This is a genomic window from Buttiauxella brennerae ATCC 51605 (genome assembly GCF_001654925.1).
GTDB classification, from domain to species: Bacteria; Pseudomonadota; Gammaproteobacteria; order Enterobacterales; family Enterobacteriaceae; genus Buttiauxella; species Buttiauxella brennerae.
The window spans coordinates 204,202-221,799 of sequence record NZ_LXER01000020.1; the positions used below are offsets into that span (position 1 = coordinate 204,202).

General features: G+C 52.4%; 16 protein-coding genes. 3 read left to right on the forward strand and 13 right to left on the reverse strand.

What is annotated here, in order from left to right; translation table 11 throughout:
* Positions 1 to 2: 2 nt before the first annotated feature.
* The gene (locus M975_RS12815) at positions 3 to 1,184 is read right to left on the reverse strand and encodes an MFS transporter (protein ID WP_064559961.1); all 1,182 of its coding nucleotides are present in this window, start codon (positions 1,182 to 1,184) and stop codon (positions 3 to 5) included.
* A 233-nt stretch (positions 1,185 to 1,417) separates the two neighbouring features.
* On the reverse strand, positions 1,418 to 2,635 hold the full coding sequence (gene fabB, locus M975_RS12820) for a beta-ketoacyl-ACP synthase I (protein WP_064559963.1): 1,218 nt from the start codon (positions 2,633 to 2,635) through the stop codon (positions 1,418 to 1,420).
* 156 nt (positions 2,636 to 2,791) lie between these two features.
* On the opposite strand from fabB, the gene mnmC reads away from it, so the two are divergent.
* Positions 2,792 to 4,792 carry a bifunctional tRNA (5-methylaminomethyl-2-thiouridine)(34)-methyltransferase MnmC2/FAD-dependent 5-carboxymethylaminomethyl-2-thiouridine(34) oxidoreductase MnmC1 gene (mnmC, locus tag M975_RS12825; protein ID WP_064559965.1) on the forward strand — a complete coding sequence of 667 codons (2,001 nt, stop codon included), beginning with the start codon at positions 2,792 to 2,794 and terminating at the stop codon, positions 4,790 to 4,792.
* 113 nt (positions 4,793 to 4,905) lie between these two features.
* Here the strand turns inward: mnmC and M975_RS12830 are convergent, their stop codons facing one another.
* From M975_RS12830 to prmB, 6 genes are all read right to left on the reverse strand, one after another.
* On the reverse strand, positions 4,906 to 5,181 hold the full coding sequence (locus tag M975_RS12830; protein WP_064559967.1) for a YfcL family protein: 276 nt from the start codon (positions 5,179 to 5,181) through the stop codon (positions 4,906 to 4,908).
* Between the two features lie 25 nt (positions 5,182 to 5,206).
* Positions 5,207 to 5,755, reverse strand: a complete 549-nt coding sequence (locus tag M975_RS12835; RefSeq protein ID WP_157093382.1) for an elongation factor P hydroxylase — start codon at positions 5,753 to 5,755, stop codon at positions 5,207 to 5,209.
* 22 nt (positions 5,756 to 5,777) lie between these two features.
* Entirely contained in the window at positions 5,778 to 6,575 is a 798-nt protein-coding gene (locus M975_RS12840; RefSeq protein ID WP_064559969.1) for a sulfite exporter TauE/SafE family protein, read from the reverse strand.
* Positions 6,576 to 6,586: 11 nt separating this feature from the next.
* On the reverse strand, positions 6,587 to 7,411 hold the full coding sequence (gene mepA, locus M975_RS12845; protein WP_064559971.1) for a penicillin-insensitive murein endopeptidase: 825 nt from the start codon (positions 7,409 to 7,411) through the stop codon (positions 6,587 to 6,589).
* 4 nt (positions 7,412 to 7,415) lie between these two features.
* Positions 7,416 to 8,501, reverse strand: a complete 1,086-nt coding sequence (gene aroC / locus M975_RS12850; protein ID WP_064559973.1) for a chorismate synthase — start codon at positions 8,499 to 8,501, stop codon at positions 7,416 to 7,418.
* Between the two features lie 79 nt (positions 8,502 to 8,580).
* On the reverse strand, positions 8,581 to 9,513 hold the full coding sequence (prmB, locus tag M975_RS12855) for a 50S ribosomal protein L3 N(5)-glutamine methyltransferase (protein ID WP_064559975.1): 933 nt from the start codon (positions 9,511 to 9,513) through the stop codon (positions 8,581 to 8,583).
* Between the two features lie 185 nt (positions 9,514 to 9,698).
* Here prmB and smrB point away from each other — a divergent pair, with 185 nt between their 5' ends.
* The gene (gene smrB, locus M975_RS12860; RefSeq protein WP_064559976.1) at positions 9,699 to 10,250 is read left to right on the forward strand and encodes an endonuclease SmrB; all 552 of its coding nucleotides are present in this window, start codon (positions 9,699 to 9,701) and stop codon (positions 10,248 to 10,250) included.
* Positions 10,251 to 10,347: 97 nt separating this feature from the next.
* Here smrB and sixA read toward each other — a convergent pair whose 3' ends face one another.
* The 4 genes from sixA to M975_RS12880 form a co-directional block, all read right to left on the reverse strand.
* On the reverse strand, positions 10,348 to 10,836 hold the full coding sequence (sixA, locus tag M975_RS12865) for a phosphohistidine phosphatase SixA (RefSeq protein ID WP_064559977.1): 489 nt from the start codon (positions 10,834 to 10,836) through the stop codon (positions 10,348 to 10,350).
* 187 nt (positions 10,837 to 11,023) lie between these two features.
* Positions 11,024 to 13,183 (reverse strand): fatty acid oxidation complex subunit alpha FadJ, encoded by a 2,160-nt coding sequence (fadJ, locus tag M975_RS12870; RefSeq protein WP_064559978.1) that lies wholly within the window; start codon positions 13,181 to 13,183, stop codon positions 11,024 to 11,026.
* Positions 13,183 to 14,493, reverse strand: coding sequence for an acetyl-CoA C-acyltransferase FadI (gene fadI / locus M975_RS12875; RefSeq protein WP_064559979.1), 1,311 nt, complete (start codon positions 14,491 to 14,493; stop codon positions 13,183 to 13,185). The genes fadJ and fadI overlap by 1 nt, the downstream gene beginning before the upstream one ends.
* Before the next feature lie 286 nt (positions 14,494 to 14,779).
* On the reverse strand, positions 14,780 to 15,064 hold the full coding sequence (locus M975_RS12880; RefSeq protein WP_064512780.1) for a YfcZ/YiiS family protein: 285 nt from the start codon (positions 15,062 to 15,064) through the stop codon (positions 14,780 to 14,782).
* A 376-nt stretch (positions 15,065 to 15,440) separates the two neighbouring features.
* On the opposite strand from M975_RS12880, the gene fadL reads away from it, so the two are divergent.
* A complete protein-coding gene (gene fadL, locus M975_RS12885; protein ID WP_064559981.1) occupies positions 15,441 to 16,763 on the forward strand; it encodes a long-chain fatty acid transporter FadL in 1,323 nt (440 codons plus the stop codon).
* 67 nt (positions 16,764 to 16,830) lie between these two features.
* Here fadL and mlaA read toward each other — a convergent pair whose 3' ends face one another.
* Positions 16,831 to 17,589 (reverse strand): phospholipid-binding lipoprotein MlaA, encoded by a 759-nt coding sequence (gene mlaA, locus M975_RS12890; protein WP_064559983.1) that lies wholly within the window; start codon positions 17,587 to 17,589, stop codon positions 16,831 to 16,833.
* Between the last annotated feature and the right edge of the window lie 9 nt (positions 17,590 to 17,598).

Genomic DNA, 17,598 nt, shown 5'->3' on the forward strand with positions numbered 1-17,598 from the left:
TTTTATTTACGAAACGACAGCCAGGTGACGGCAATACCCACGACAGTAGAAATCGCCCCGGCAAGGAACACCGAAGGGTAACCCGCCGACGTGGCTAACAGGCCTGTCAGCGGTCCTGCGACACCGTAAGAGATATCCTGAAACGCGGCATACCCGCCAAGAGCCGTGCCACGTACTTGCGCCGGAACGCGCTTAACGACCTCGACACCCAGTGCCGGGAATATTAACGAGCAACCACAGCCCGTCAACGCAGCGCCGATTAACGCGATGCCGGCGCCCGGTGCCTGCCAGAGTATCAGCAGCCCGGCGGTCTCAATGACCAGCGAAACCAGTGCGACTCTCACGCCGCCAAAGCGATCGGGCATCCAGCCAAACAGCACACGCATCAGCACAAATGCACCGCCAAAGGCGGTCAACGTAAAGCCTGCCCAGGCCCAGCCGTTTGTGGAAAAATAGAGCGAAACAAAAGTACCAATGACCGCAAAACCCACGCCCTGGAGCGCAAGGCCCATCCCCGGTTTCCAGATAAGACCTATCACGGTAAACAGCGACGGGCGCTCACCTTTGTGGGCAGGCACTGCGCGAATCCGGCCGTTAAACGCCCAGGCAACCAGCGGCAGCGCTATCGTCGATACACCCAACGCGACAAACCCCCAGTGGCTATTGAGCAGCAACCCCAGTGGTGCCCCCGCAGCCAGTGCGCCATAAATCGCCATCCCGTTCCAGGACATCACTTTGCCGGAACGTGCCGGGCCAACCAGGCCCATTCCCCAGGTAAGGTTGCCGGTAAGCAACTGGCTTTCGCCGAAACCGAGAATTAAACGACCCACAATTAACAATGCGAATTTCGCCATCGCATCGACAGGCAATAACGCCGCCAGCAAATAGGCGACACCTGCAAATGCACAGGCGCACATGCCCTGCAATGTCGAGCGTTTTGCTCCTTTTTGATCCGCGAGCCGCCCCGCATAACCGCGGGTTAACACTGTCGCCAGGAACTGAATCCCCACGGCAATCCCCACCATGGTATTCCCGAATCCAAGCTCGTGATGGACAAAAAGCGGAATCACAGGCAGCGGCAAGCCAACCGTCATGTAGGTGAGAAACACCGCAAAGGTAATGCTGAATAAGGACTTATTTTCGGATTTGCTTTTTTTGAGCTGAGAATCAATCAATGCAGACATGTTGCTTACTCCATTTGTTGCAGAGTAAGGCGAGGTAACCACCCACGCCCTTTCCCTCTGAACGTTCAGATTAAGGGTGCGTTGGTTGACGTTGAACGCTTACGCATTATCAAAATGATAATGTTACGGCATGAATAGTGCCTTCAGCCATAGATGCTGTCAATCATCGGAAGCGCCAAAAAAAACGGGGCGCCAGAGGCACCCCGTTAGAAATTATCACTGTCTGTGATGAATTACGCGTTAACTTTACGCAGAACAAGTGTTGCGTTAGTCCCACCAAAACCGAAGCTGTTAGACATAACAGTGTTCAGTTGACGCTCGGTAGTTTCAGTCACGATGTTCAGACCATCAGCCTGCTCATCCAGCGCTTCAATGTTAATACTTGGCGCGATGAAACCGTGCTCCAGCATCAGCAGAGAGTAGATAGCTTCCTGAACGCCTGCGGCACCCAGAGAGTGACCGGTCATTGCTTTGGTCGCGGACATTGCTGGTGAATTGTTACCGAAGACTTCTTTGATTGCGCCCAGTTCTTTCACATCGCCAACCGGCGTAGAAGTCCCGTGGGTGTTCAGGTAGTCAATCGGGGTATCAACACCGTGCATTGCCATCTTCATGCAACGCACTGCGCCTTCACCAGATGGAGCAACCATATCTGCGCCATCAGACGTTGCGCCGTAGCCAACGATTTCAGCGTAGATGTGTGCGCCACGAGCCAGAGCGTGCTCCAGTTCTTCAACCACAACCATACCGCCGCCGCCTGCGATAACGAAACCATCACGGCTCGCATCATAGGTACGTGACGCTTTATCTGGCGTTTCGTTGTATTTGGTAGACAGTGCGCCCATTGCATCGAACTCACAGGCCATTTCCCAGCACAGCTCTTCGCCGCCGCCAGCAAATACGATGTCCTGCTTGCCCAGTTGAATCTGCTCAACAGCATTACCGATACAATGCGCAGAAGTCGCACATGCGGAGCTGATGGAGTAGTTCACACCGTGAATTTTGAACGGAGTCGCGAGGCATGCGGAAACCGCAGAACCCATCGCTTTGGTCACAACATAAGGACCAACCGCTTTCAGGCCGCGCGGGCTACGCATTGCGTCTGCACCGAACACCTGAGATTTCGAAGAACCACCGGAACCTGCAATCAGGCCCACACGAGGGTTGCTTTGATATACTTCTTCTTTCAAACCAGCATCTTCAATAGCTTGCTGCATTGAAAGATAAGCATAGACAGAGGCATCGTTCATGAAACGGACAACTTTACGGTCAATCAGGCCGGTGGTGTCCAGTTTAACGTTACCCCACACGTGGCTGCGCATTCCAGAATCTTTGAATTCTTGAGAGAAAGTGATCCCCGAGCGACCTTCACGCAGAGATGCCAGGACTTCCTGCTGGTTGTTACCGATGCTGGAAACAATGCCCAGACCAGTAATCACTGCACGTTTCATTCAATACCTCTTCCACTACACTATTAGGATTTCGAATGGCACAATAGCGTACAGTTGTACGCCGAACAAGTCCGATCAGCCAAATCGGTCTGAAATTTGCGCCGCTTCGCACACATCGTTATGATCGTTTCACAGCCTGCCAGACGAGTAACTTACGTGAAACAGTCCCCTATACAATCCGCCAACCTTGGCTTTAACGAAGAGGGTACACCTGTATCCCGAGAGTTCGACGATGTGTACTTCTCTAATGATAATGGACTGGAGGAAACTCGTTATGTCTTTCTTGGCGGGAACCGTCTATCAGAACGTTTCTTAACCCACGAGCGCTCGCTATTTGTCGTTGGTGAAAGCGGCTTTGGCACCGGACTCAACTTCTTGACTTTGTGGCAAGCTTTTGAAGAATTTTGCAAAAATCAGCCTCAGGCCACGCTTAAGCGCCTGCACTTTATTAGTTTTGAAAAATTCCCGTTAACCGCACAAGATTTGCATGCCGCTCATGCTCATTGGCCTGAATTGGCAGATTTTGCGCAGCAATTGCAGCAGCAATGGCCGCTCCCCATAGCCGGTTGCCACCGCATTTTACTGGCCGGAGGGCGCGTGACTCTCGACCTGTGGTTCGGGGATATTAACGAACTCATACCGCAATTAGATGACAGCTTAAATAATCAGGTCGACGCCTGGTTCCTTGATGGTTTCGCTCCGTCAAAAAATCCGGATATGTGGACGCCACAGCTGTTTAATGCAATGGCTAAACTGGCGCGTCCCGGTAGCACGCTGGCGACTTTTACCTGCGCCGGGTTTGTGCGCCGTGGTTTGATTGATGCCGGTTTCAGGATGACGAAAACCAAGGGTTTTGGTCGCAAACGGGAAATGCTCGTCGGGGAAATGGAGCAAACCCTGGAAACCCCAGCCCGCACGCCCTGGTACGCACGCCCTCCAGCACAAGCTAACGAAGTCGCTATTATTGGCGGCGGCGTTGCCAGCGCCCTGCTGTCACTCGCTCTGCTGCGCCGTGGCTGGCAAGTCACACTTTACTGCGAAGATACCGCGCCGGCACAGGGTGCTTCCGGCAACCGCCAGGGCGCGCTTTACCCATTGCTGAACACGCATTCAACTTCACTTACCCACTTTTTCAGTGCCGCGTTTACCTTTGCTCGCCGTGTGTATGACTCGTTACCTTGCGAATTTGATCATGCCTGGTGTGGGGTCACGCAACTGGGCTGGGACGAAAAGAGCCAGCATAAAATCGAACAGATGCTGAGCCTCGAATTTCCCGACCCACTCGTTCACGCTATTGATGCACAAACGGCGGCTAAACTTTGCGGCTTAGAAACCGGGCATGGTGGCGCAACCTACCCTCTCGGGGGCTGGCTGTGCCCGGCGCAACTGACCGCAGGTGCCTTAGCACTGGCCGAGAGTTTGGGACTAACAATCCATTATCAGCATCGTGTTGATGCATTGACCCAGACGCCTGACGGATGGCAATTATCCATTGCCGGTCGGGAAACAAAACGACATGCGGCGGTCGTCTTAGCCAACGGTTTTAAAGTCAGTAAGTTTTCGCAGACTGAAAAACTGCCGTTCTCGGCTGTCGGTGGCCAGGTCAGCCATATCCCAACCACCCCGTCACTTTCGGAATTACGCCAGGTATTGTGTTACGACGGCTATCTGACGCCACAAAACCCGAATAACCAGCAGCATTGCATCGGTGCAAGCTATCATCGCGGCGTGGAGGATATGCGCTATAACAATGAAGATCAGCAGCATAATCGCCAGCGTTTAATTAACTGCCTGCCGGAACTGGACTGGCCGCCAGAAGTGGATGTCAGTGCCGAGCAAGCTCGCTGTGGCGTGCGTTGTGCCACGCGCGACCATATGCCGATTGTGGGGAGCGTTCCTCGCTACGATGCCACGCTTGAAAGCTATGCAACGCTGGTTGAAAGCCGCGAAAATGCCGAAACCGCACCGGTTTATGAAAACCTGTTTATATTGGCGGCGCTGGGTTCACGAGGGTTATGCAGTGCGCCTCTGGCGGCGGAAATTCTGGCAGCTCAAATGAGTGATGAACCGGTTCCGATGGATGCTGAAACGCTTGCTGCATTGAATCCAAATCGATTTTGGGTGCGGAAGTTGCTGAAGGGAAAAGAAGTAAAATAGAGGAGAGTTTAACGCCCTCACCCCGGCCCTCTCCCCCAGGAGAGGGAGAAAAACCTACCGAACAGTCCCCTCTCCCTGGGGAGAGGGTTAGGGTGAGGGTGAGGGGGAATAACTTAAAACTTCGCCTTCTGGTACAAATTATCCCACATACCCAGCACTAAAGACTGGTCGCGCGGTGAAAGCTCACCTGCCTGAATGGCTTTTTCAAGGCTGTGTGATACCGCAGTATGAAGCGCCTCTGGGCTGTGATCTTCACCGTGTTCCAGATCCGCTACCGCGAGCGTTAAATGGCCACGCAGATAACCGCTGGCAAACAGCTCGTCATCACTGGCTGTCTCAACCATCCCATCAATTAACGCCAGTATGCGTGTCTCAAATTCCGCGATCATCGTACTTCCTCTTTTTTGCAGGTAATTAGTTTAGATCTTCCGGCCACGGAAAATGCTCCGCTGCCAGCGGTGGGGTTTTATAATAGTCCCGCAGCGCTTCAATCAGTTTTGCCGTACGCGCCGGAATGCCTTCTTGCAGGTAAATCATCACCTGCGCATGCACACGGCGCTGGAATGCGATCCTGTCCGGGTCAACATCGCCGCTCAGGTTGTCGCAGCTCACATTGAATGGGAAGTTTGCTGCCACGCACAGTAACCATTCCTGCGCCTGGGGCTTCACTTCCACATCTTCAAATTTGCTTTGTGTTTCGGCATCACGCCCGTCCGGGCAATACCAGTAACCAAAATCCACCAGCTCACGGCGCGCAGCACCCGCAATGAGCCAGTGAGAAATCTCATGCATTCCGCTGGCGTAATAGCCGTGAGCAAACACCACGCGGTGATAAGGAATTTCTTCATCTGCTGGAAGATAGATCGGTTCGTCGTCGCCTTTAATCAGACGTGTATTAAATTCGTCTTTAAAGCAGTTATCGAAAATGTCGATAAGTTCCTGATAATGGTGTTCTGTCGTTATTGTCATATTTGCTGTCGTCATCTTAAGCTATCCCCAACCAATGGAGGATCTCCGGTCCGTGGCTATCAAATAAGAGTTTGGCGCTCATCACCGCCGATACGATAACTATCATCGGACGGATCAGTTTTTGCCCTTTACTCAACACGAGGCGTGATCCCATTCGCGCCCCTAAGAACTGCCCGGCCATCATTACAAAGCCGGTTCCCCAAATCACTTTCCCGCCAATGATAAACAAAAGCAGGCCGCCGAGGTTTGATGTAGCGTTTAATACTTTGGCGTGAGCCGTAGATTTTGCGAGGTTAAAGCCGCACAAAGTCACGAACGCCAGTGCGTAAAAAGAACCAGCACCTGGGCCAAAGAAACCATCGTAGAAACCGACGCAACCCCCTGCAACCAGCGCAAATGGCAGGCCGTATAATCGGCGCTGTCGGTCTTCTTCACCGAGTTTTGGCATCAATAAAAAGTACAGACCAATGCAGATCACCAGCAGCGGCAAGATTTGGCGTAACACGTCTGATTTCACGTATTGAACCAGCAATGCCCCGGTTGTTGAGCCGATAAAGGTCATCAGAATATTGAGTTTCTGATCTTTCAGGCTCACCACTTTGCGGCGAATAAAATAAATTGAGGATGAAACTGAACCACCACACGCCTGAAGCTTATTCGTTGCCAGTACATGTGCGGGTGACATTCCCGTTGCCAACAAAGCAGGGACGGTAATCAAACCGCCGCCGCCTGCCAGTGAATCAATAAACCCTGCAAGCATGGCGACAAAAAACAACACCACCAGCGTCAGAGGGGAAACCATAAACCATTCCATGAACTTATCCGTTAGAGAACGTGCTCATCCAGCAAAGCCTGACAAGAGGCCGGTAAAGGGGGCGGAGTTTTCTTTTTCGGCACACTGCTGCCTGGAGGTGGTGGCGCAAACCAGCTTTGCAGCTCAGCACCACAGCCGTCGCCTGGCGGCGGTAAAGGCTGATCTTCACACTCGAGGCTATTTGCCGGGCAACGCAGGCGCACATGCATATGGGCGCGGTGAGCAAACCACGGACGCACTTTGCGTAGCCAGTCGCGGTCAGCGCCTGCATCCAGACACAGCTGTTGCTTAATGGCCGGGTTGACGAAAATGCGCGTCACATCGTTATCTTTGGCTGCAAGTTTAATCAGGCTGCTGATTTCTGGCTGCCACAAACGCGGCACCACATGCTGATTATCACTGGCGACTAAGTCCAGCGCTTGCGGTTTAAGAAGCTGAGCCGAGGTCCAGCGAGCTTTGGGAAGTTGCAAAAAGATATCAACGTCCAGGCCGCTCTGGTGGCTGGCATGGCCTGAGCTAAAACGCCCGCCCGCCGCCATTCCCATATCGCCAATAAGCAACGTGCCAAGGCCCAGTTGTGTTGACTGGTTACTCAGACGCTGAATAAACATCACTAAATCAGGGTGGCCGAAATAGCGACGTTGATCCTGGCGCATGACCTGGTAACGAGGGTCATTGAGCGGCAACTCGTGGGCACCCACAATGCAGCCGTTAGAGAATGCACCGATAGATTGCGGGCTACCCGCAATCGGATGACTGATTTTCTGCCACGGTGTGGCTGCAAAAGTGGCTGCACTGGCAAGTAATGCCAGCAGCCCCACGAGCATTTTTTTCATCGCATTACCAGCGCGGCAAAGGGCAATTAACGTCGGCGTTTTGAGCACGCTGGCGCAGCATGTGGTCCATCAGGACAATAGCGAGCATCGCTTCGGCAATCGGAACGGCACGAATACCGACACAAGGATCGTGGCGACCACGCGTGACCATCTCAACTTCTTCACCTTCGCGGTTGATGGTGCGGCCTGGGACCATAATGCTGGAGGTCGGTTTCAGCGCCATATTGGCCACAATCTGCTGGCCGCTGCTGATTCCACCCAGAATGCCGCCAGCATGGTTGCTCTGGAAACCTTCTTTGGTGATTTCGTCGCGGTTCTGGCTACCACGCAGATTTACCACGCCAAAGCCTTCGCCAATTTCCACGCCTTTCACGGCGTTAATGCTCATCAGCGCATGGGCGATATCAGCATCTAAGCGGTCAAATACAGGTTCGCCAAGGCCTGGCGGCACGTTATCGGCGACCACGGTAACTTTCGCACCAATGGAGTCGCCTTCTTTTTTCAGCGCCCGCATCAGCTCATCAAGCGTTTCAATTTTGTCTGGATCAGGACAGAAGAACGGGTTCTGCTCGACTTGATCCCAGTCTTTGATTTCTAACGGCACGTCGCCCATTTGCGTCAAGCAACCACGAATAACAATGCCGTATTTATACGCCAGATATTTTTTAGCAATCGCCCCAGCCGCCACACGCATCGCGGTTTCACGTGCTGAAGAACGGCCGCCGCCACGATAATCGCGCAGGCCGTATTTTTGTTCGTAGGTGTAATCTGCATGCCCCGGACGGAACACGTCTTTGATAGCGCTGTAATCTTGCGAGCGCTGATCGGTATTTTCAATCAACAGGCCGATGCTGGTGCCGGTAGTGACACCTTCAAATACGCCGGAAAGGATCTTCACCTGATCGGCTTCACGGCGTTGCGTGGTGTAGCGTGAAGTACCAGGGCGGCGGCGGTCGAGATCGTGTTGTAAATCGGCTTCGGTCAGCGGAATGCCTGGCGGCACACCATCAACGATACAACCCAGTGCGACACCGTGGGATTCACCAAATGTCGTTACGCGAAATACTTGTCCAATAGAATTTCCTGCCATTTGTCACGGCTCCTTACCGTTGTCATTTTCGTTGTGTTGTCAGCAAAAGAAGACGGGCCATAAGGCCCGTCTGCGCAGATTAATCTTTGTAAATGCTGAAGTGTTCACGCGCATCAATAAGCTGCGATTTGGTCAGCATAAACACGCCGTCACCGCCGTTATCGAACTCAAGCCAGGTGAACGGCACATCAGGGTACTGATCCATCAGATGTACCATGCTGTTCCCGACTTCACAAATCAGGATACCGCCATCGGCGAGGTAGTCAGGCGCACAAGCCAGAATACGACGCGCCAGTTTCAGGCCGTCTGTACCCGCCGCTAAACCTAACTCTGGCTCGAAGCGGAACTCACCCGGCAGGTCAGACATATCTTCTGCATCCACATACGGTGGATTAGTCACGATAATGTCGTACTGCACTTTTGGCAGGTCACGGAACAGGTCGGAGCGAATTGGCGTAACCTGGTTTTCCAGGCCGTGCTCGGCGATGTTTTGCTCAGCCACTGCCAGCGCATCAACAGAAATATCAACCGCATCCACTTCTGCATTGTGGAATTCGTAAGCACAGGCGATAGCGATACAGCCGCTGCCGGTACACATATCCAGAATGTGAAGAGGTTCGTCGTTGAAAAGACCCGCGAAACGGTTGGTAATCAGCTCACCAATCGGGGAACGCGGCACCAGCACACGCTCATCAACATAAAACTCATGGCCACAGAACCAGGCTTTGTTGGTCAGGTAAGCCACCGGGATACGCTCGTTAACACGGCGAATCACACGCTCAACGATGCGATGACGCTCGCTTGGCGTCAGGCGCGCGGTACGCATATCTTCAGGAATATCCAGCGGCAGATAGAGACTTGGCAGCACTAACTGAACGGCTTCGTCCCACGGGTTATCCGTGCCGTGGCCATACCAGACGTTGGCGGCGCTAAAACGACTGACTGCCCAGCGCAGCATATCCTGAATGGTGTGCAGCTCATTAACTGCCTCATCGACGAAAATTTTATCCACGTTGCCCTCCGCAGGCCGTTCGCGCTAGTTCAATAATCGGTTAGTTTGCCATGAAGACCGCGACAAATCAGCATTTCAATAGCTGTCACAGCGGCTAAAATTGCGTTTTATTTAGTGATGGACGGTAAACCAGGTAAACTGACCGTAAAACAGGTGCGAGACGATAAAGTCGAGACGAGAAATAGATGAAAAAGAAAACTCCGCTCAGCGTTGATGATCAGAACCTTTTCCGTGATTTGATGAGCGGCACAAAAAAATTGGCTCAGGACACGATTGTTCACCGTCCGATGCGTAAAAAAGTGCAGGAAGTGCCGGTGAAACGACTCTTGCAGGAACAGGCTGATGCCAGCCATTATTTTTCTGATGAATTCCAGCCACGCCTGGCAACAGAAGGTCCTACGCGTTACGTGCGCGAAGACGTCAGTCATTTCGAGCTGAAAAAAATTCGCCGGGGTGATTATTCGCCAGAATTATTCCTCGATTTGCATGGCCTGACGCAGATGCAGGCAAAACAGGAATTAGGCGCGTTAATTGCGGCATGTCGGCGTGAGCACGTGTTTTGTGCCTGCGTGATGCACGGGCATGGTAAGCATGTTTTGAAGCAGCAAACGCCGCTGTGGCTGGCACAACACCCGCACATTATGGCATTCCACCAGGCACCGAAAGAGTACGGTGGTGACGCAGCATTGTTGGTGTTGATTGAAATCGAAGAGTGGCTGCCGCCTGAGTTGCCTTAGAGTTTGAGTGGCCTGATGCCCTCTCCCACGGGAGAGGGAGAGCTACAAACAGAAAGAGCCGCTATATATAGCGGCTCTTTTTTCATGCTTACGGCAATCAGATAGCTTTAGCTACCTTCAAATTACACGGACTCATCTGCCAGTTGAACACGCCTTTCCCGGTTTCAGGATCAAGTGTGACATTGGCAATAGCCGAGGTACTGAACATCGGTGGTGTCTCTTGAGGGCAAAGTTCAGACACCAGGTAACCGACTAACGGCAGGTGAGAAATCACCAGTGCCGACTCAACCCCTTCATTGGCCAGGGCTTGCAAATAGCAGCTCACCAGACCTACATCACCGCACGGTGTCAATTCCGGCAGAATGTCTTCTTTACCTGGAAGAGTCAGTGCTTCCCGCACAACATCCAGGGTTTGTTCGGCTCGCAGATAAGGGCTCACCAGAACACGTTCGATATCCACAACCTGACCTTTCAACCAGGTCGCCATTACTCGGGATTCATCACAACCACACTGGGTGAGTGGACGTACCGAGTCACTGGCGGCATCGAGAGCTGCGTCGCCGTGACGCATGATAAAAACTTGCATATTGCACCGCTTTTGTTAACCAGGAATGCTTGAATTCCCCTAAAACTTCGAAGGTGAAATTCAGCAGCCGGGCATTGTGCCTTATCCGTACATCGAATGAAACGCTGTTTTTTACCTCAATGGTGCAAGTATAGTCAATCACTGTTCGTTAAGTGAGCGACCAGCATCCATTCACCGAACCATATAATCATGATTCTTTGACTACATTTCCTTCACCGGGGTTCACTTTTCCCCAGAAATTTCGTTGCTCTTCCACCATTTGTAAAAGTCTTTCACAGGGAGTAAAACGCGCCCCGTACTGACTGGCCAGGCGTTGCAGTTGTGCGACGACTTCACCCGCTCCCAGGGTATCCATATAGCGGAACGGGCCACCGAGGAACGGTGGAAAACCAATACCAAACACGCCACCGATGTCACCATCGCGGGCACTGCGAACAACACCTTCATCTACGCAACGAGCCGCCTCATTAAGCATCATCATCACGCAGCGTTGTGCGATTTCTTTTTCTGCCAGTTGCCCTTTGGGTGAAACACCAAGCAGGGTATAGATTGCAGGGTCAACCTGCTTTTTGCTTCTACTCCCTTTCCCTGAATAAAGATAGAAACCACGCCCGTTTTTTCTACCTTTGCGATCGTCATTCAATATTGCTGCAATTTCTGCCGGTGCGGCAAAACGATCTCCGTAAGCTTGCTGAAGTATAGGACTAATTTTAGTCCCCACATCAATTCCCACCTCATCCAAAAGTTGGATTGGTCCGACAGGAAAACCAAACGCCACCAGCGCATTATCAATTTTATCGACAGGCTCCCCTTCCACGAGGCAACGCATCGCTTCGTTCACATAAGGCGCCAGAATACGGTTGACGTAAAACCCGGCGCTGTCGCCCACGACAATCGGTGTTTTACCCTGTTTTTTGGCAAGCTGAACGGTAGTGGAAATGGTTTCCGCACTGGTTCGGGCATGCGGGATCACTTCGACCAGCGGCATTTTATCGACCGGGCTGAAATAGTGCAGGCCAATCACTTGCTCCGGACGTGCGGCATTGGCCGCAATATCAGCAATCGGCAGCGAAGAAGTGTTGGAAGCAAAAATGGTATGCGGCGCAGCGTTCTGTTCAATTTCCGCGACCATCTTTTGCTTGAGAGCGAGATCTTCAAAAACCGCTTCCACAACAATGTCTCGATTGTGGAAACCGTGATAATCGGTACCACCGGAGATACGCGCCATTTCACGCTGGCGCTCAGCCGCTTTCATATAGCGACGACGTACCTTTTTATCCAGCAAGTCCCAGCTGTATTTCAATGCATGGTTGATACCATCGTTGCTAATGTCTTTGATGCGCACCGGCAACTTGCCTTTAGTGGCCGTGACAAACGCAATCCCACCGCCCATCAAACCGCCACCGAGCACACCCACGGCTTTAATCGGGCGCGGTGGTACATCAGCGCCGTGCTCTTTTTTAAGCTCCGTGCTGGCAAAAAACAACCCGCGCAGTGCCGCAGATTGCGGGCTCATCGCCAGCTCGCCAAAGGCCTTCGCCTCTGATTCGTAACCGCTGAAACTCCCCTGCCCCAGACCGATTTTGATGACATCAATAATATGTTGCGTGGCGGGGTAATTGCCGCGAGTCTTCTGTGCGGTTTTTTTCTCCACCATGCTAAACAGCAGTGAACGGCCGAGCGGGCCGGCAAGGATCCGCTCCCGTACCGGCAGAGTACGCGATGGCTGACGGCCTTTACCCACCAGCTCAACTGCCGCCGTCAGCAAAATTGACTGCGGCACGACTTCATCCACCAGTCCCAGCTTAAGCGCCTGCCGTGGACGCAGCTGTTTGCCGGTCAGGATCATATCGAGCGCGTGGCTCACACCAATCAAACGCGGCAGGCGCTGCGTGCCGCCAGAACCCGGTAGTAGACCGAGTTGCACTTCCGGCAGACCGAGTTTTGTTTTCTCATCATCGGTACAAATTCGCGAATGGCATGCTAGCGCCAGCTCCAGCCCACCGCCGAGACACGCACCGTGAATAGCTGCAACAACCGGGATCGGCAACGCGGCAATTTCCGCCATGATTTGCTGCCCCTGGTGCGCCAGGTTTTGCGCCTCAAGTGCCGTCTGGCAACCGGCAATCATGTTGATATCTGCGCCAGCAATAAAGTTATCGGGTTTGCCGGAGATAAAGATCAGCCCTTGCAGCGCCGTATTGTCACGAACCTGTTTGATGATATTGTGCACTTCCGGGCCGAACGACGCTTTTAGCGTGTTCATCTTTTCGTCCGGCACATCAATCGTCACCACCGCGATATTGTCGAGGCGGATATGTAAGTTGAAAGCAGAAACCTGTTCCATTATTCGGCCTCCAGAACCATTGCCGCACCTAATCCACCCGCCGCGCAGGCAGTCACCAGGCCAAATCCGCCACCACGGCGGCGCAATTCATGCAGGGTTTGAGTGATCATGCGCGCGCCCGTTGCAGCAAACGGATGGCCGTAAGCAATCGAGCCACCGAGTACGTTAAATTTAGAGTCGTCGACTTCGCCAGTGGCGTGAGCGCGGCCTAATACATCGCGAGCAAAACGTTCGCTGGCGAGCATTTGTAAGTTTGCCAGCGTTTGCGCGGCAAAGGCTTCGTGCATATCAAAAAGCGTCAGGTCATTGAGCGTGATACCCGCGCGCTCAAGCGCCAGCGGAGTGGCCCACGCTGGCCCAAGCAGCATATCTTTCCAGACATCCACCGCGGTGAACGCATAGCTGCGTAAATAGCCTAATGGCTTCAGGCCCAACTCTTTGGCGCGCGATTCCGTCATCAAAATAATGGCAGCCGCACCATCGGTTAATGGCGTGCTGTTTGCCGCGGTAACCGTGCCGTGTTTACGGTCAAAAGCCGGACGCAGTTTCGCGTAATCGGCAATAGAGGAGTTTTGGCGAACGTTATTGTCTTCACTAAAAGGTTGGCGATATGGCGGGATGAAGGCGGTCATCACTTCATCAGCCAGTTTCCCTTCCTTCCAGGCAATAGCGGCTTTAGTGTGAGAGCGATGTGCCAGCGCATCTTGTTGCTCACGCGTCACACCGTGGGTTTTCGCCATTTGTTCGGCGGTATCGCCCATGCGTAAGCCCGTTGAATATTCAGCAACCGCAGGCGGCACCGGCAACAAATCACGTGGGCGTAAACGAGAGAATAATTTCAGGCGCTGGCCCAAAGTACGCGCCTTGTTCACATCTACCAATGTGCGGCCTAACTTTTTGCTGACGCCAATTGGCAGCACCGACGAAGAATCAGCACCGCCGGCAATACCTGCACGAATAGTGCCCGCCATTAAACTCTCAGCGACATTTGCCACAGCCTGGAAACTGGTCGCACAGGCACGGCTAACGCTATAGGCATCGGTATGCACACTCATCCCGGTGCCGAGGACAATTTCGCGGGCGATGTTTGGAGCTTCTGGCATCTGGACAACCTGGCCGAAAACCAGCTGTTCAATCATTTCCGGGGGAATTTCGCTGCGTGCCAGCAGTTCGCTGACCACCATATTGCCGAGATCGACAGCAGGTATGCCGTGAAACGCGGTAGCCTGACGGGCAAACGGTGTGCGTAACCCACTGACAATAGCAATACGGTCGCCCTGACGGGTTACCAGCGGAAGTGCCTGACTCATAAAACTCCCCTGTTCTTCCCGGCGTCTATGAAGCCACAGCGGTGTTGCTGCACTCACTCACCCAAATCACTTACTAAAGTAAGCTCATTGGGATGAGTTCCCTGGCTGCCTTGCTGTAACTTCATATTCTTGGGAATAAATAGTGTATGACCAATAGTGGTCTGACCTGATCACAGTTTTAACTAAAAAGTTACAATCAGCCAACCGGGGGACTAAAAAATTGGGAGGGGGAACACGCTTTAAGAGAGGAAAATGACGCTCTCGGGGACGAGAGCGCCAGGAAATATTAACGCAGACCGAGCTGGAAGATCATGGTTTCAGCCTGGCAGCTGAAAGTGAAATCGATATCCAGACGCACGCCGTCAGCTTCTTCGGTGTAACGCGGAACAATCTGGCAAGGTTCAGATTCTGCGGCACGTGCTTTCTCGGTCAGCGCAGCCAGAGTTTCGTCAGCTTCAGCGCGGGTCGCGAACACGCGGCTGTATGTTGCTGTGCAGTCGGTGTTGTCGATGATAGAGCCGACATCAATACAGCAGCAAACCGGGGTTTCATCAGCAGTGTTCTTACTCATTTTATGATTTCCTCTGTATTTAAAAGGCAAAATGTTTTCAACGAATCTTGTCTATTTTACGCTCCCTGTTGAAGCGACTCCAGTCGTTAATCTTGTCAAAATCCGTAAGTGACCCAAATCACACTTAAAAATGATCTAAAACAAGATTCACCCATTTTGCTAAGTGACGAAGAACCCGATTTTGCCAGGCAGATCTCGTTTCTACGATCAAATTTGAAAATTCTTAGATACAAACTTGCAACATCCCATCTGGTCAGACCTATACTCTCGCCACTGGTCTGCTTTCTCTGTAACAGAACAGACCCTACTATTCGCGCTCCTGTTACGGTATGTAACATTGTTTGTATAAAAATAAATCCATTATGAGGTTTTGGTCATGAGCCAGAAAAACCTGTTTACAAAGTCAGCCCTAGCGGTTGCAGTGGCAATTGTCTCATCGCAGGCGTACTCAGCCGGCTTTCAATTAAACGAGTTCTCTTCCTCAGGCCTTGGCCGAGCTTATTCGGGGGAAGGTGCCGTCGCAGATAATGCGGGCTCCGCCAGCCGTAACCCTGCAACAATTATGATGTTCGACCGCCCTTCCTTCTCCGGCGGCGCAGTCTTTGTTGATCCAGGTGTGAATATTTCCGGCACCTCACCAACTGGCCGCAGCACCGATGCTGATAACATCGCGCCAACCGCATGGGTTCCAAACCTGCACTTCGTTGCTCCTATTAACGAACAATTTGGTTGGGGCGCATCTGTTACTTCTAACTACGGTTTGGCAACAGAATTCAACAACGATTACACAGCGGGTTCTATGGGCGGTAAAACCGACCTGACCACGCTGAACCTGAACCTGAGCGGCGCATATCGTTTAAACAACAACTGGAGCTTCGGTCTTGGCTTTGATGCTGTTTACGCGAAAGCGAAAATCGAGCGCTATGCTGGTGATTTAGGCCAAATCGTTGCGGGTTCCGGAGCGTTACCGCCATCGTTGGCAGGCCCGGTTTCACGTATTCCTGGCGACACCCAAATCGCGCATCTGAAAGGTGACGAGTGGGGCTACGGCTGGAACGCCGGTATCCTTTATGAAATCGATAAAAACAACCGTTACGGTTTCACCTACCGTTCAGAAGTGAAAGTCGACTTCGACGGCGATTACAAGAGCAACCTGCCTGCGGCTTATAACCCAATCTTGTCAAACTTTGGCTTACCAGCAGGCACCAACGGGCAAACTGTCCCTGGGTCTCTGACGCTGAACTTGCCAGAAATGTGGGAATTGTCCGGCTATAACAAAGTGGATCCACAGTGGGCAATTCACTACAGCGTGACTTACACCAGCTGGAGCCAGTTCCAGGAGCTGAAAGCGACCGGCACTAACGGCCAGACGCTGTTCTATAAAGATGAAAGCTTTAAAGATGCGTACCGTATCGCTTTAGGTACCACCTACTTTATGGATAAAAACTGGACCTTCCGTACCGGTATCGCATTTGATGATAGCCCGGTTCCGGCAGAAAACCGTTCCATCTCCATTCCTGACCAGGACCGTTTCTGGATCAGCGCCGGTACTACTTACGCGTTTAACGATGATGCGTCTGTAGACCTGGGTGTTTCCTACATGCACGGTCAGCATGTTGAAATCAAAGAAGGCCCATACACCTTCCAGTCTGAAGGTAAAGCCTGGCTGTACGGCATGAACTTTAACTATGCATTCTGATAGTTAACGGATACAAAAAAGGCGAAACCGAGGTTTCGCCTTTTTTTATGTCTCCCGCCCGGAATAATTACTGCGAGTCGATATCTTTCAGAGAATCCTGAATAGCAGACGCATTTGGATTCTCTTGTGGCGACAACTTGCCACCGTTGGCAATAAAGTCGTGGCTCTGGAAGTAAGCTTCACGAACCAAAATGTACGGATCGGATGACTGCTTGAGCAAACCATCAGAATCCAGCAACTGAGCACGTGTTTCGATGCCTTCAATCGTCCATTTACCGATAGACATCGGCCAGGTCAGCCAGGACAGCAGCGGATAGAGTGTATCGACATAATCACCGCCATCCTCACGTAGCGTAAAGCTGCCATAGAACGGCAACTGCACGTACGGGCCGTAACCCACGCCATAATGACCCAGCGTAGAACCAAAGCGGTGCGGCTCTTCACGCTGCAGTTTCGGGTTCGCCATGCCAGCAACGTCAATGAAACCACCCATACCCAGCAATGAGTTCAGGAAGAAGCGCGTGAAATGCACCATCCCCTGATACGGATTACCCTGAATGAAATAGTTAACCATTACGGCGGGCTCTTCCAGGTTGCTGGTGAAATTGCTGATCCCATTACGCGCGGGTTGCGGCACATAATCACGCCACGCCACAGCAACAGGACGCACAACATAAGGATCCAACACGTTGAAGTTGAAGTTGTACATTGTACGGTTGAACCCTTCAAACGGGTCCGAACGCCCCTGTGGCTCTTGATCGGCAGAACTGGCGCACCCGACTAAAAGTGTCGTGGCCAGCGCCAGTCCGGTCAGGCGGAAATTCATATGTGTCTC